The sequence below is a fragment of the Ketobacter sp. MCCC 1A13808 genome (assembly GCF_009746715.1).
Classification (GTDB): Bacteria; Pseudomonadota; Gammaproteobacteria; order Pseudomonadales; family Ketobacteraceae; genus Ketobacter.
The window spans coordinates 180,376-195,703 of the sequence record NZ_VRKW01000005.1 but is presented as its reverse complement, the minus strand read 5'-3'; the positions used below and the strand labels follow the sequence as shown (position 1 = coordinate 195,703).

17 protein-coding genes are annotated in these 15,328 nt (G+C 51.0%); 11 read left to right on the top strand and 6 right to left on the bottom strand.

Features of this window, described 5'->3' with window-relative positions; translation table 11 throughout:
* Positions 1-137 precede the first annotated feature (137 nt).
* The 4 genes from FT643_RS12115 to FT643_RS12100 are packed head-to-tail and all read left to right on the top strand — an operon-like array spanning position 138 to position 3,675.
* Entirely contained in the window at positions 138-1,475 is a 1,338-nt protein-coding gene (locus FT643_RS12115; RefSeq protein WP_458859526.1) for a TRZ/ATZ family hydrolase, read from the top strand.
* Entirely contained in the window at positions 1,472-2,170 is a 699-nt protein-coding gene (ubiG, locus tag FT643_RS12110; protein ID WP_156871661.1) for a bifunctional 2-polyprenyl-6-hydroxyphenol methylase/3-demethylubiquinol 3-O-methyltransferase UbiG, read from the top strand. The genes FT643_RS12115 and ubiG overlap by 4 nt, the downstream gene beginning before the upstream one ends.
* 7 nt (positions 2,171-2,177) lie before the next feature.
* The gene (locus FT643_RS12105) at positions 2,178-2,858 is read left to right on the top strand and encodes an HAD-IA family hydrolase (RefSeq protein WP_156871660.1); all 681 of its coding nucleotides are present in this window, start codon (positions 2,178-2,180) and stop codon (positions 2,856-2,858) included.
* Positions 2,859-2,916: 58 nt separating this feature from the next.
* Entirely contained in the window at positions 2,917-3,675 is a 759-nt protein-coding gene (locus FT643_RS12100) for a YciK family oxidoreductase (protein WP_156871659.1), read from the top strand.
* A gap of 86 nt (positions 3,676-3,761) precedes the next feature.
* On the opposite strand, the gene rluB is transcribed toward FT643_RS12100, so the two are convergent.
* The 6 genes from rluB to FT643_RS12070 all read right to left on the bottom strand — a co-directional run bounded on the left by rluB (position 3,762) and on the right by FT643_RS12070 (position 9,515).
* Positions 3,762-4,601, bottom strand: coding sequence for a 23S rRNA pseudouridine(2605) synthase RluB (gene rluB / locus FT643_RS12095; protein ID WP_156871658.1), 840 nt, complete (start codon positions 4,599-4,601; stop codon positions 3,762-3,764).
* A 171-nt stretch (positions 4,602-4,772) separates the two neighbouring features.
* Positions 4,773-5,603 (bottom strand): SMC-Scp complex subunit ScpB, encoded by an 831-nt coding sequence (gene scpB, locus FT643_RS12090; protein WP_156871657.1) that lies wholly within the window; start codon positions 5,601-5,603, stop codon positions 4,773-4,775.
* On the bottom strand, positions 5,593-6,633 hold the full coding sequence (locus FT643_RS12085; protein WP_411267810.1) for a segregation and condensation protein A: 1,041 nt from the start codon (positions 6,631-6,633) through the stop codon (positions 5,593-5,595). Before FT643_RS12085 ends, scpB begins: the two co-directional genes overlap by 11 nt.
* A gap of 2 nt (positions 6,634-6,635) precedes the next feature.
* A complete protein-coding gene (locus tag FT643_RS12080; RefSeq protein WP_156871656.1) occupies positions 6,636-7,850 on the bottom strand; it encodes a tryptophan--tRNA ligase in 1,215 nt (404 codons plus the stop codon).
* Between the two features lie 172 nt (positions 7,851-8,022).
* Positions 8,023-8,643 (bottom strand): L-threonylcarbamoyladenylate synthase, encoded by a 621-nt coding sequence (locus FT643_RS12075; protein ID WP_156871655.1) that lies wholly within the window; start codon positions 8,641-8,643, stop codon positions 8,023-8,025.
* Positions 8,644-8,675: 32 nt separating this feature from the next.
* Positions 8,676-9,515, bottom strand: coding sequence for a PHP domain-containing protein (locus FT643_RS12070; protein WP_156871654.1), 840 nt, complete (start codon positions 9,513-9,515; stop codon positions 8,676-8,678).
* Positions 9,516-9,623: 108 nt separating this feature from the next.
* Here FT643_RS12070 and FT643_RS12065 point away from each other — a divergent pair, with 108 nt between their 5' ends.
* The 7 genes from FT643_RS12065 to FT643_RS12035 all read left to right on the top strand — a co-directional run bounded on the left by FT643_RS12065 (position 9,624) and on the right by FT643_RS12035 (position 15,119).
* Complete coding sequence (locus tag FT643_RS12065; RefSeq protein WP_156871653.1) at positions 9,624-10,208, top strand: inner membrane-spanning protein YciB; 585 nt, start codon at positions 9,624-9,626, stop codon at positions 10,206-10,208.
* A gap of 1 nt (position 10,209) precedes the next feature.
* Positions 10,210-10,509: a YciI family protein gene (locus FT643_RS12060; protein ID WP_156871652.1), complete on the top strand. Its 300-nt coding sequence runs from the start codon at positions 10,210-10,212 to the stop codon at positions 10,507-10,509.
* Between the two features lie 59 nt (positions 10,510-10,568).
* The gene (locus tag FT643_RS12055) at positions 10,569-11,231 is read left to right on the top strand and encodes a TIGR04211 family SH3 domain-containing protein (RefSeq protein WP_156871651.1); all 663 of its coding nucleotides are present in this window, start codon (positions 10,569-10,571) and stop codon (positions 11,229-11,231) included.
* 296 nt (positions 11,232-11,527) lie between these two features.
* Positions 11,528-12,550: an AraC family transcriptional regulator gene (locus tag FT643_RS12050; RefSeq protein WP_156871650.1), complete on the top strand. Its 1,023-nt coding sequence runs from the start codon at positions 11,528-11,530 to the stop codon at positions 12,548-12,550.
* Positions 12,551-13,348 (top strand): potassium channel family protein, encoded by a 798-nt coding sequence (locus tag FT643_RS12045; protein ID WP_156871649.1) that lies wholly within the window; start codon positions 12,551-12,553, stop codon positions 13,346-13,348.
* A 159-nt stretch (positions 13,349-13,507) separates the two neighbouring features.
* Positions 13,508-14,167 (top strand): tetratricopeptide repeat protein, encoded by a 660-nt coding sequence (locus FT643_RS12040; RefSeq protein WP_156871648.1) that lies wholly within the window; start codon positions 13,508-13,510, stop codon positions 14,165-14,167.
* Complete coding sequence (locus FT643_RS12035; RefSeq protein ID WP_156871647.1) at positions 14,157-15,119, top strand: beta/alpha barrel domain-containing protein; 963 nt, start codon at positions 14,157-14,159, stop codon at positions 15,117-15,119. Before FT643_RS12040 ends, FT643_RS12035 begins: the two co-directional genes overlap by 11 nt.
* Positions 15,120-15,328 lie beyond the last annotated feature (209 nt).

The window sequence follows — 15,328 nt, the reverse complement described above, 5'->3', positions numbered from 1 at the left end:
GCGGACGCTGAACCGGCAGCCTGCAACGCTGGCGGAATTATACGGTGGCACCGCATTTAACTCTACCGCAGAATCTTTTTTCACTCTGCCGCTAAAGCAGAGTAATATTGCGGTCCCAAAACATTGAACGGGGACTCATGATGTCTGAGAATGAAATCGTCACGACGCTGATTAACGCTCGCTGGATAGTCACGGTTAATTCAAAACGATCCATTCTGGAAAATCATTGCCTGGCCATCGACAAGGGCAAAATCGTTGCTATCGAGCCCCAGGGCCAGCATCGAATCTCTGCCCACGAGGTAATCGACCTGCCCCACCATGTGTTGATGCCGGGCCTGATCAATGCCCACGGCCATGCATCGATGTCATTGTTCCGGGGGCTGGCGGACGACCTGCCACTAATGGAATGGTTACAAAACCACATCTGGCCGGCTGAAGCACGCTGGGTGGACGAAGCCTTTACTATGGAAGGCGCGCAACTGGCCATGGCCGAAATGATTCGCAGTGGCACCACCTGCTTCAGTGATATGTATTTTTATCCTAACATCGTGGCGCGCTCCGCCGCAGAAGCGCACATGCGCTGCCAGATCGCGTTTCCTATTCTGGATTTCCCAACCAACTGGGCTGCTAACGCAGAGGAATATTTGCGTAAAGGGCTGCAATTACACGACGACTACCGAAATCATCAACTGATCAGTGTCGGATTCGGCCCTCACGCCCCCTACACGGTATCCGATGCACCTTTGATGAAAGTAGCGACTATGTCAGTGGAAACCAACATGCCGGTGCAGATACACTTGCATGAAACGGCATTTGAAGTTCAGGACGCTATTGAAAAAAACGGCGTATCCCCGATTCAGCGGCTCAATGAGCTGGGACTGCTGAACCCCCAGCTACAAGCTGTACACATGACTCAGCTCAGTGATGACGACATTGAATTACTGGCGCAAACCGGCACCCATGTTATCCATTGCCCGGAATCCAATTTAAAACTGGCCAGCGGTTTTTGTCCGGTTGAAAAACTACTAGAGGCAGGCGTTAACGTGGCTCTGGGCACGGATGGTGCTGCCAGCAACAACGACCTGGATATGTTCGGTGAAATGCGCACTGCTGCGCTGCTGGCAAAAGGCGTTTCGAAAAACCCCTCCGCCGTACCGGCCCATGTTGCTATCGAGCTAGCGACTATAAACGGTGCCAAGGCGCTGGGCATCGACGACATTACCGGCAGCCTGGAAACTGGTAAGTCAGCGGATCTCATTGCAGTGAACATGAATGACATCAGCTGTCAGCCGCATTACCATCTTGCCTCTCAACTGGTGTATTCAACACCCTCCAGCCAGGTGACCGATTCCTGGATTAATGGGCGACAAGTCATGAAACAGCGAACGTTAACCACCATCGACCAAGCCGCAGTACTATCCAAAGCTCATCTGTGGCGGGCGCAAATCCAACAGGCCGACGAGACACTCCGATGAGCAACGTAGACCCCAAGGAAATCGCAAAATTCGAAGCCATTGCCGACAACTGGTGGGATCCGGAAGGCGAGTTCAAACCCTTGCACGACATTAATCCGCTGCGCTTAAACTACATCAACCAACGCACAGCGCTCGCAGACCAAGCCGTGCTAGATGTCGGGTGCGGTGGAGGCATTCTCAGTGAAGGTCTTGCGTTTCGTGGTGCCAAAGTTACCGGCATAGATTTGGGAGCAGCAAACCTGCAAGCAGCGCGCCTGCACAGCGAACAGCAAAACCTGGATATAAACTATCAAGACATTGCCGTAGAAGAGCTCGCCAGACAGCAGGCAGGACAATTTGATGTGGTCACCTGCATGGAAATGCTGGAGCACGTGCCGGATCCATCAGCCATCGTCCAGGCCTGCGCCACCCTGGCAAAACCCGGCGGCCATGTTTTCTTTTCAACGATTAACCGCAACCCAAAATCCTATCTGATGGCCATTGTCGGGGCTGAGTACGTGATGAAACTGGTGCCAAAGGGCACTCACGAATATTTAAAATTCATTAAGCCTTCAGAGCTGTCAGCCTGGGCCAGAGCGGCTGGGCTAGGTGTCAATAGTCTTCATGGCATGAGTGTGAATCCGGTCACGATGGAATTTAAAATCAGCAATGACGTCGGAGTGAATTATTTTTTATATTGCAGCAAATCCAATTGAGAATTAAATGACGATATTCAGTAAACCGCAAGCCGTGTTGTTTGATTTAGATGGCACACTGGTCGATACCGCGCCGGATTTCGCACGGGTGCTAAACACACTGCGCCAGGATCATCAAAAGGATGAACTGGCCTATGAGATGATTCGCAGCCAGGTGTCCAACGGCGCCCGCGCACTCACAACGCTGGCCTTCGGCGATGCGGATACCAACCCGGACTTTGATACTCACTTGAGTGCCTTACTGGAACGCTATCTGGAAGGGCTAGCCGAGGAATCCTGCCTGTTCAGCGGTCTCGACACCACACTGGCCAGCTTGCAGGAGAACCATATAGCCTGGGGCATCGTTACCAACAAGCCCAGCCGCTACACTCTACCCCTGCTTAAGGGCCTGAAGCTGGAGCATGGTTGCGCCGTGGTCATCTGCCCGGACGATGTTACTCACCGCAAGCCCCACCCGGAACCCATACTGAAAGCCTGCGCCGCTATCGGCGCGGACCCTGCGCAATCGGTTTATGTGGGTGATCACGCGAGAGATATCGAATCCGGACGTCGCGCGGGCTGCTTTACCATTGCCGCAGGCTGGGGCTATCTAAACGATGGCGAGACAATAGAGAGCTGGCAGGCTGACCTCGACTGCGCAACACCCGCTGCTCTCAATCACTGGCTCAACCAACAACTGCTTCGTTAGCACCTTTTGCTCACTATTTGTTAAACTATGAACCTGCCCACCACGTATAGGAGCCCGCATGCCCGCTCAACACCACCTTTATCAAGCCCCCGCACACCTATTGCAGGATAAAGTCATTCTGGTGACCGGCGCGGGTGATGGCATTGGTCGCGCGGCTGCGCTGAGCTATGCCCGTCTAGGCGCCACCATCGTATTACTGGGACGCAGTGTAGAAAAGCTGGAAAAGGTTTACGACCAGATCGAACAGGAAGGCGGCAAACAACCGGCGTTGATTCCTCTTAATCTGGAAACTGCCAGCACGGTTGAATACAGCCAGATAGTTCAATCCATTGAGCAGGAATTCGGGCGCCTGGACGGGTTATTATTAAATGCAGCCATCCTGGGCGACTTACGCCCACTTGAATACTATCCGCTGGATCTGTTTTCCAAAGTAATGCAGGTCAATGTGAATGCGCAATTTTTACTGATCCGCACACTGATGCCTTTGCTACGCGCTGCTGAAACCGGATCGGTCATACTGACAACGTCTTCTGTGGGGCGCGTCGGGCGCGCAAACTGGGGTGCGTATGCGGTTTCTAAATTTGCCGTGGAAGGCATGATGCAAACACTGGCCGATGAATTGAAAAACACCAGCAAAGTGCGAGTAAATTGCATTAACCCCGGCGCCACCCGAACCAATATGCGGGCCAATGCCTACCCCGCTGAAGATCCCGGCAGCCTGAAAAGTCCCGAGGACATAATGGGCCTCTATCATTTTTTAATGGGTAACGATTCAGCCGAGGTCAGCGGACAATCACTGGACGCGCAGCCGAAATAACGCATCCCTTGCAGTCAACAAACCAAAAAGCCCGGAGCAAATTGCCCGGGCTTTTTGTATAAAGCGAAGTTGGATATTACTGGCGATTAATATCGTCGACGCCTCAAATACCCGCCACGACGTACTACTTTTTCGGTCGCCCTTTCGGAGCGGACCTTGGCACGACCATACAAACCGGTCCGCTTACGCAACTCCGCGCCACAGCTTTCTGCCAACTGGTCGATCAGAACCTTATCCAGTTCAAACCATTGACTTGCCTTCAAGCTACGTGGCAATTCGACAACCCCGTAACGCACCCGGATCAAGCGGCTTACCTGTACGTTCTGAGTTTCCCACATACGCCGCACTTCACGCTTACGGCCTTCGCGGATCACAACGTGATACCAGTGGTTGCTGCCCTCACCGCCAATATCTTTTATTTCATCAAAACTCGCCTTGCCATCTTCAAGCATAACGCCTTCTCGCAGCGCTTTCAGGCTGTCTTCGGTAACCTCACCACGGACGCGGACCGCATACTCTCTTTCAATATTGGAAGAGGGGTGCATCATGCGATTCGCCAAGTCACCGTCGGTAGTGAACAACAACAAGCCCTGGCTATTGATATCCAGACGTCCGATCGCCACCCATCGCTGGTCTTTCAGTTTGGGCAGGGAATCAAAGACAGTAGGACGTCCAGCCGGATCGGTCCGCGTACACACTTCACCTTCCGGCTTATAGTAAAGGATGACACGGCGGATGCTTTCCTCTTCCGTAGAGAACTCCACAATGCGACCGTCAACGCGCAACTCATCCCCCTCTTCGATACGATCACCCAACGTGGCAATACTACCGTTCACCGAGATGCGGCCTTCTTCGATCCATTCTTCCATCGCCCGGCGAGAACCTAATCCCACCCGCGCCAGAACTTTTTGTATCTTCTCACTCATTCGTTACAAAACTCATTAAATATAAGAGAGATAAGGCACTACCCCACCCACTCACAACTCACATATCAGTCGAATAAACAAACAACAATTAAATACAGTGTACCTTGCCTGGGCACCGGGGTTCGTTACGATTCGCAAGCTCACTGTTGCAAATCGTAATATGGCCGCGGGTTAGTGCCCGGTACGCGTATCCAGCTCCACTTCGCTTTCTTCAACACGCTCATTAGAACCTGTTTCGGCTACATCAGTATCCCTACTGGTTGCAGGTTCTTCCGGTGTTACAGATGCCTCACTATAAGCATCACTCACATCAACTTCTGAAGTCGCTCGGGACTCGGGTTCAGCTTCTGTTTCCGGATTTTCTTGCTCCATCAACGCATCCGTTTTGTCGATGTCTGTCACTTCATTGCTTTGCAGTGGCGGCATACCATCAAGCTGCCCACTCAGCTCGAGTTCGGCGTTGATGGTATCCAGGTCACGTATTTCTGCCAGCGACGGCAACTCGTCCATATTTTTCAGATTAAAATAGTCCAAAAAGCCACGCGTAGTGCCATACATGGCCGGACGTCCGGGCACATCACGGTGCCCGACCACTCTTACCCACTCTCTCTCTAACAATGTTTTCGTGATGTGAGTACTGACACTCACTCCCCGAATCTCTTCAATTTCACCCCGGGTAATCGGCTGCCGGTAGGCAATTAGAGCCAGGGTTTCGAGCAATGCCCGGGAATAGCGTGGTGGTTTCTCTTCCCACAGGCGGCTGACCCACTTACCGACGTCTTCTTTCACCTGAAAACGAAACCCGGTAGCTACTTCCTTCAACATGACGCCGCGCTCAGAATAAATCTGTTTCAGCTGCTCAAGTGCTTCTACCAGCATTTCTGTGGGCGGGCATTCCTCATCCAGGAATAACTTCGACAGTTTTTCCAGGTTCATGGGCTGGCCCGCTGCAAAAAGCGCACCTTCTATAATCTGAGTTACTTTTTCTTGTTCAAGTGACATCGTTGCCTTCGTTCTCTTGATCGCTCGCGGTGCTATCGGCCGCGCCAGGCTGCAGGTACTCCGGCAACGAAACATCCTCTTCGTTACGTTCCGCCAGTACTGGCCCTGATGCAGGCTCAAACACACTTTCGTTTACGGCGTTTTCATCCACCAGCTCCGGCTCGTCGTATTCCTCCACCTCATGAACAGCTTCGCGGGCTTTCACGTGGATTGAGCCGAATTCATCGCTTTGTACCAACTCTACCAACTGCTCTTTTACTAATTCCAATATCGCCAGGAACGTCACTACGACACCTAATCGACCCTCTTCGTACGTGAACAAACTGACGAAAGGAACGAACCGGTCATTACCTAAACGCTCCAATACCTGCGTCATTCGCTCACGGGTGGACAGCTTTTCCCGGCTCACCTGATGGCTTTCAAACATATCGGCGCGATGCAGAACGTCTTGTAACGCCAATAAAACCTCTTTCAGATCCACCTCAGGATGCGCACGCTCACGGTCATACTTTGGCGGTTCGGTGGTCACTATATGAATGTCGCGCCCTACCCTTGGTAGCACATCCAGATCTTCGGCCGCTTTCTTATAGCGCTCGTATTCCTGCAAGCGCCTGATCAATTCCGCACGAGGATCGTGTTCTTCATCGTCTTCATCTGGTTGCCGGGGCAGCAACATTCGCGATTTGATTTCCCCCAGCAACGCTGCCATTACCAGATATTCCGCAGCCAGCTCCAGGTTGAGACTCTTCATGATCTCAACGTATTTCATGTACTGAGTGGTAATTTGGGCAACGGGAATATCCAGTACATCCAGGTTCTGGCGCTTGATCAAATACAACAACAGATCCAGCGGCCCTTCAAAGGCTTCCAAAATGACTTCAAGTGCGTCTGGCGGAATGTACAAATCCTGCGGCAGCTTGGTAAAGGCTTCACCGTAAACCAGCGCAAAGGGCATCTCGCCTTGTTGCGGATGGAGTTCTCCACCTGGTGCTATTTCTGCCTGTGACGGTTGCACGTCTGGTTCAGTCATTATCAGAGGTACCCAAGTCCCATCGCATCGCGCACATCTTCAAGTGTTTGCTTTGCTGCATCACGGGCCTTTTCACAACCTTCTGCCACAATACTTTTCACCAGGTCCGGGTTGCCTGAATATTCCTGGGCACGCACCCGGATGGGCTTGAGCTCTTCCTGCAGCGCATCAATTAACGGCTTTTTGCAATCCAAACAGCCGATACCTGCCGTGCGGCAACCTTCCTGCACCCATTGCTTTGTCGTGTCGTCGGAATACACCAGGTGCCATTGCCAAACCGGGCACTTTTCCGGTTCACCCGGATCAGTCAGCCGCACACGCGCGGGATCGGTCGGCATCGTTCTGACTTTGGTCATTACTTCGTCTTCGCTGTCACGCAAACCGATGTAATTATTATAGGACTTGGACATTTTACGCCCATCGAGACCAGGCATCTTGGAGGCCGGCGTCAATAATGCCTGGGGTTCCGGCAAAATGACTTTACCGCTGCCTTCAATAAAACCGTGTAACCGTTCTTTATCGCTCAGTGTGATGTTCTGCTGCTCGCGGACCAGAGCATGAGCCGTTTCCAGCGCATCTTCATCCCCCTGCTCCTGAAACTTGTTCAGCAACTTGCGATACATTTTGGCGGATTTTTTGCCCATTTTCTGTATCGCCTGATCCACCAGATCCTCAAACCCGGGCTCACGGCCATACAAATAATTAAAACGTCGCGCCACTTCACGGGTTAACTCGATATGCGATACCTGGTCTGCCCCCACCGGCACCTGCCCGGCGCGGTAAATCAGAATATCGGCACTTTGCAGCAACGGATACCCAAGAAACCCGTAGGTCGCCAGATCTTTTTCCTTCAACTGTTCTATCTGATCTTTGTAGGTGGGTACGCGCTCAAGCCAGCCTAATGGGGTCATCATGGACAACAGCAAGTGTAATTCTGCGTGCTCCGGCACCCTGCTCTGTATAAACAAGGTAGCCGAGCCCGGATTGATCCCAGCGGCGAGCCAGTCAATTACCATGTCCCAAACGGACGCCTCGATTACTCGCGGGTCTTCGTAATGGGTCGTGAGGGCATGCCAGTCAGCCACAAACAAAAAGCACTCGTACTCGTGCTGTAGTTTGACCCAGTTTTTGAGAACGCCATGGTAATGACCAAGATGCAGATTGCCCGTGGGGCGCATGCCTGATAGAACACGCTGCTCCGAAACTGCTGAACTCAAGGTGATCTCCTGATTTTGAAAAGTACTAAGCCGATACAGGTATGTACCAAAGCCTCACGGCCATGGTCCGGTATGAATCGGTGATTATAGCGGTATTCGCCGCCGAGTACGAAGACAGATCGACCACATTCCCGAAAAACTGTTTAAAATGAGCTAATAACGCGGCTTGCGATCACTGAAATGGGGCTGAATCCCCTTTCCCTAGGCGCAAGATCACCGGCGCCTCCCCTTCCAGATCCACCACCGTACTGGTTTCCATCTCACCCCAGCCCCCATCCAGCACCAGATCCACGCGACTGCCGACGCGTTCATAGATTTCTTCCGGGTCGATCAAGGGGTACTCATCACCCGGGAATTTGAGGGTGGTACTCATCAGAGGCTCCCCCAACTCTTCGAGCAGAGCCAGCACCACCGCGTTTTCCGGCACACGCAGACCCAGCGTTTTCTTTTTCGGGTGCATCAGGCGTCTGGGCACCTCATTGGTTGCGCGCAGAATAAAGGTATAAGGGCCCGGCGTGTGGGCTTTCAACAATCTGAAAGCCCAGTTCTCCACCTTGGCGTAGGTCGCCAATTCAGAAAGGTCCCGGCACAGAATGGTGAATTCGTGCTTATCATCCAATTCCCTTATGCGGATTATTCGCTCCAGGCCCCGTTTATTTTCCAAGGCGCAGCCGATGGCATAGGCAGCGTCGGTGGGGTATACCACGACCCCACCTGATCGAATGCAATCAACAGCCTGCTTTACTAAACGCTTTTGCGGCGTTTCAGGGTGAATTCTGAATATCTGGGTCATCGCTACTGCACCTGCTGCGGGAACTGGAAAAGTTATAGAATGTCTCGAACGGGACGACAACATGAGGGCAGTGGTGGCATTTTCCCCAGCTGGACCCAGCGCATGGACGGGCCATGATAGTCGCTTCCCTGAGAAGCATAAAGCCCGAATTTCACACACAGCCCGGCTAAATATTGCACCATGTCGGGACTGTGTGTTGCCACCGCCACTTCCAGACACTGCCCCCCAGCGGCACAGAACGCTTCCACCAAGCGCCCCAACTTGGTCCGAGTCAGCTTATATCGACCGGGATGAGCCAAGACAGCCACCCCACCCGCCGCAGAAATCCAGTTCACTACCTGTTCCAATTCCGGCCAGTCGGTTTTCACGTAAGCAGGTTTAGCCACCGCAAGATAACGCTGAAAAGCCTGCTTTCGGTCTTTGCAGACCCCCGCGCCCACCAAAGCCTGAGCGAAATGAGGACGCGCAGGAATGCCTTGCGGCGCTATGGCTGCTGCGGCTTGGAACACGCCTTGTATGCCAAGTTTTTCCAGCCGCTCACCCATCGCCAGCGCACGAAGTCTGCGCCGCTGCATCTGAGCTGCCAAATGGTCTTTAAAGTGGGGTTGACCTATATCCACACCCAAGCCCACAACATGAATATCCTGAGACTGCCAGCGAGATGAAATTTCCACACCGGCTACTAGCGTAATACCGTTACGGGAACAAAGCGCCTGCATTTCAGGAACCGCTGCCACGGTATCGTGGTCTGTAACCGCAAGCCAGGTAACACCCGCCTGCACCGCTGCCTCAACCAGCTCTGTCGGCGTTAACTCCCCATCGGATGCGGTGGTATGCAGATGAAAATCCACTTCTGAAGCTACATTTTGCATTGAAAATCCAATAAAAAGGGTTGATAGGTGCTTAGACAGGCCAAATATTCTATCATTGGGCAGCGCCTCGCAGGAGGTAATCACGCCTGTTAACAGGATTTATTAAGAATGAAACAGTTTTTCGATTTTTTCCCGGTGTTGCTGTTTTTTATAGCTTACACCATGAGCAAGGATTTTATGCTGGCAACTAAAGTCCTGATGGGCGCCAGCCTGGTTCAAATTGCCGGTTATTGGGTGTGGAAACGCAAAGTCGAGAAACTGCATCTGGTCACTTTTGCCATCGTGATTGTTATGGGGGGCCTGACCCTGTTCCTGGACGATCCTATTTTTGTCGTCTGGAAGCCATCCATCGTCAATTGGACCTTGGCCAGTGTGCTTTTGGTCAGTCTGGTATTTGGAAAAAACCTGGTACGCAAAGCGGCACTGGCCTTTCTAAAACAGGCTCCGCATCTGAGCCTGGATCTCCCGGAAAATAAATGGGCTCCAATCTGTGTCACCTGGATACTTTATTTTGTGGCGCTTGGCGTTATTAACCTCTATGTTTATTTTCAGTTCGGGGAAGATTTTTGGGTTACCTTCAAACTGGTTGGTTTTACCGTTATTAACCTGGTCTTCTTCGTTGCACAGTTTCTTTACCTCTCTCGGTATATAGAAGAGGTGGAACCCGAAAACAAACAGGAGTCACAAAGCTAGTATGCTCTATTCCATTGTCAGTGAAGATGTTGAAAATAGCCTGGAAAAACGAAAGAGTGCCCGCCCGGCTCACCTCGCCCGCCTTCAGCAACTCACCGAACAGGGCCGTTTGCTGATTGCCGGCCCCAGCCCCGCCATCGACAGCGACGATCCGGGAGCCGCAGGATTTACCGGCAGCATCGTCATTGCCGAATTCGAAAGCCTGACATCCGCTCAGGCCTGGGCCGATGCCGATCCCTATATTACAGCCGGTGTTTATCGCCATGTCACCGTGAAACCCTTCAAAAAAGTGCTGCCTTAGCAGCCCTATACAATACTAACTACAACTTTGCGCCAGACTACGAGCTACGGGGAACCAAAGTGAAACATTCTACTCGCGCCTTTTTCGTTTTAATCTTCAGCCTCCTTTTTTTACAACACGCGAACGCGAAAACGCTCTATATCCACGACAATTTACGGGTAGACATGCGTTCCGGAGCCAGCCTTGAATACCGAATAATTGATTTTTTACGCAGCGGCACACGGCTGGAAACGCTGCAGGAATCCGGCGACTGGATACTTGTCAGGACGGGTGGAAAACAAGGCTGGATTCAGTCCCAATACACCAGTGAAGAGCCCATTGCCCGTGATCAGCTGGCTGCGGCATTCAAACAAGTGGACAGTCTTAAAAAGGAAAACGAATCCCTAAAAGAACAATTAAATACCACCCGCAGCGAACTGGGCGGCCTCAAATCCGACCACAACAAAATGAGTTCCAGCACAGAAAAGTTGCAAGAGGAGTTGGACCGCATTCAAAAAGTCTCGCGCAATGCCATGGCAACCGAAACAGCGTATCGCCAATTGCAGGAAGAGGCGGAACTGTTAAAAGTGGATATCGAACAATTAAAGGTAGAAAACGTCCGCCTCTCGGAAGACAACCTGAAAGCCGGCATACAATGGGGTGTCGGGGCCGTCATACTGGGCATTATTCTGGCGTGGCTGATCTCCAAAAGCACCGCAAAAAAACGTCGTAGCGAGTGGTAAACGCGCTTACTTACACCCCAGGCCAGCGATACCACTCCAGGCCTGGGGCGCTCCGAACGCACCCGCTCGTGTCTGCACACACTGGATCAGCCCCGTCATGAAAGCCGAATAATGCCTTATAGTAAATAATGCAAACCAACTACAGACTGGTATCGGGTATATTGTTAGAGCAGACTCGGATCAGCGGGGACTTTTTTAATCCTGGTCACTGCTTTTACTGGTCTAAAGGCTACCGCAGCTACATTCCGGGCTGACCTTCAGCTACCAACATCGATAGGCACAGACGACTCGCTGCAATGAAAACTAGCACAGTATCCGTACATTACGTCAACGCTGCTTTGGCACGAGCTCAACAAGCGGGCATTGAAATCCAACCCTTTATAGATCGGCTGGATGTCGCTCCGGAGATTCTGCAAGACCCCACTGCACGCGTCCCCAGCGAGGAATACGTACGTATGGCTATGCGCCTGGTGAGGGCCACCGGGGATGAATTTTTTAAGCTTGGCGGCATCACACGCACCAAACCGGGTACTTTTGCCTTGATGTGTCACGCAGTCATCGGAAGCGGTAGTTTACAACGGGGCATCCTGCGCAGCTTCCAATTCTACAATTTATTTCTGGACGACGTCAGTTTCAAGCTGCAACGAAGAAATGAAGATGCAATGGTCAGCGTTCACTTCAAAGACCCCGGACTGGATTGGGACCACTCCACGACCGACAGTTGTCTGGTTCTATTGCACCGTTTTTTCAGTTGGCTGATTGGGCAGCGCCTTGAACTGACTCAGGTAACCCTTAGCGGAGAGCCTCCGGTATACAGGGAGGAGTACCAACGGCTATTTCGAACCCGCATCCTTTTCAACCAAAGCCAAAACGCATTTCACTTTAAACAAAAGTACCTGGACAACCCCATTGTTCAGAATGAGGCGGGATTGAAGCGCTTTCTCGGTGAAGCGCCCTATAATCTCGTCATAATTCCCGACAATGACGACAGCCTCACTGCTAAAATTCGCGCCATTATCGGTAGCGATTTCCGCCACGAATTCCCGGATTTTGAAACTGTTTCGCGTAATCTAAATAGCACACCCCAAACCCTCCGACGCCATCTAAAACAGGAAGGTACATCCTATCAGGAGATCAAAGATACCATGCGACGGGACGCAGCCATTTACTATTTGAATCGATCTCAAGCCACTATCAATGAAATTGCCGAATTAATGGGCTTCTCTGAGCCCAGTACATTCCACCGAGCTTTCAAGAAATGGACAGGCTTGACTCCGGGAGCCTATCGCCAGAATAACGATTTGGACCGGAATATCTAAATGGAAAGGCGCTCGGCGGACGCGTTGTTCGGGTTTGGTGGTGTACATGCTGCCGAAAACGACAGAGCATTAAGGTGGGGCTCTTACTTCGAAATACCCATGCTCCTTGTTGCGCTGTGGATTATTGTCGATTGGTATATGAGTAGCCAAGGCATGACCAGCGACTCACAACGGACTCTTTATGACTGGCTGGTGTGGAGTTTCTTTTTGGTTGAAACCGCAATCTTATACAGACTCTGCGACCAGCCATTACGGCACCTGAAACGAAACTGGTCAAATGTAGCCATAATTTTACTTGGTTTCCCGCCGCTTTTTGACATGCACCAACAATTCGGCTTGCTGCGTTTACTCAGAATGTTCTTCCTGGTGGGGTTCGTGAGCCATAACTTCCGCACCATCCGAAATGTGCTATCCCAGAACAACCTGGGCAAAACCCTGGTTGTTGCGGTGTTTTTCATCACCGGAGGCGGCATTCTGATCGCCGCAATCGATCCAGCCATCACCAATCCGGCGGACGGTATCTGGTGGGCATGGGTTACCGTCACCACCGTAGGATACGGTGACGTCGTGCCGGTCAGCGCAACCGGGCGAGTGTTTGCATCGTTGCTGATCCTGACCGGCATCACTCTAGTCTCATTAATCACAGCCAATGTCTCCGCGTATTTGCTATCACGCTCCAACGAGAAAAAGGCGCGCTACGAGAAACAGGAATTAAAAAAATTACTGGAGCTTGAAGAAAGAATCCGAGCCATAGAAAAGAAAATTGACCATTTGATTGACACTACGACGAAAAAGTAAAAATAGCGCACAAAATCGTAAGAGATCTCCCACATTTTTGCGCACCCCCTGTCTCTATAATCGCAACCCATACATTTAAATCAGTTTCAGCTCCGGCATTCACGGATCGGTGTGCTTAATAACTGGCTGGAACAGAATCCGACAGGACAGGGAAGCCCAATGACAGCTGTAGCCAAACCCGCTCCATGTTTGGTAGGGAATGAATCAACCTGCAACAAATCACTTCAGGAAATACTCGACCTGGTGAACCGACGTTATTTTAATAGTCGCATCACCGCGAATATTGCCTGGGAGGTACCCAAGGGCACTGTATCCATGTTCATTGGTGAGCGCGGAATAACACTCACCCCAGGCAGCCCCTTACATTCGGCGTTTGACACGGCAACGACGCTTTTGCAATCGGGCAGACATCTCGAAGCCATTCCTTTTCTGTCCCAGTGCGCCGATGCCAATCACCCCGAATCCAAATTATTGCTGAGCCACTTGTACAAACGGGCTGGTAACAATTTATGGCAACGTTACGCTCAGTCCTACAATAAACATATCGAATCGGTACGAGCGGTGCCAGCGGCTTGCTACTACAGTGATCAGGCTACAATTGCCATCCACCCGCACCTGAACCAATTACCCACCCCGCTGTTCGTTCTAAAATATCTGGTGTACCACGAATGCTGTCACCAACTAGTCGAGTCAACCGGACAAGTCCCTCACACAAAAGAATTTCTTGAATGGGAGCACAAGGCACCTGGCCGGGAACGCGCGTTGCTATGGCTGGAAAAGCGCGGATTTCCGACGCTACGAACCGCTGATGCTTGTTAAGAAAATTCAAATTCTTGTAATTGCAGCCACATTGCTGACTGTGGCTTCCCCGGTGTCGGCTATCGCATCCTGCGACCGCTCGCCAAACCTTAATTGCTTTCTTCACTATATCGATCAGCGGCTACAAGCTGACACGGACTCTCCTGAACTTCAGGAAGCCCGTCTGCACCTGCAATACGAGCTGGATGCTAACGGTATCGGAACAACGATAGACATCAGTAAAAGGTCAGATGAGTATCTGCGAATCAAGAAAATCCTCGATCACGAAGAGGAATACCTTTCCCTTTTGAAAGAAAAACAATTCGAAAAAGCAATCACGCAAGTCAGTTCAGTACAGCAGCCACTTCTGGATTTGAATTCACCCTTGCCCCAACTTTTACTGATCGAATACCTGACGCTGAATTTACTCGATGAAACAGCGGACAACATCAAGCGCGAGATGTATCGTCAAGCGATTGAAGACAAAAGCGATCTAAGCAGCATCATACCTAAAGTTGCGCGCTACGAAGTACTTGGCGGCGCACCGGAAAAGGGCAGGCACGCATTAGAAAACACCCCCATCGATGAATTCAGCAACACCACCGACTACCACTCAAAGCAGCTTACACTCATGCTGTCGGAAATTTCTCACACTTTATTTCTGGAGCCTGCTTCGTCAACGGGAGACTGCACAACACAACCGAGCCAATTGGGGCAAAACCTAAAAACTATTTTCAGTCCTGAACATATTGCTTTACTGCGCAATATCGGCGAAGCACCAGATGAACAACAAACCTGGCAGGCTTATATCGATTTAATAAATCTTTATAAAAACGCGGACGTTTGCCCATTAAATATCACGTTAATGACCCAGGCTTTGATACAAGCATTAACTCAGCCGGAACATACAAGACAGCATCACAATCTGAATTTAGTTTTTACAGCAAGATCGATCCGCAGATATCTTAACTAAAAAAGAACTGTGCAATTAGTTGCACAGTTCTTTCAGGAAAAGGTATTCGTGTACACAACAGCCAAGAAAAAAAACAATTTCCAACATTTATTGTATGAGAAGAAATGCAATCACAAATAATGAAATCTTAATCACATTTTCGTGTAAGAAATTGCTCAAAATGATGCAGGACTATTGTTTTGACAAAACCTGATTGCTACTCTACGCAA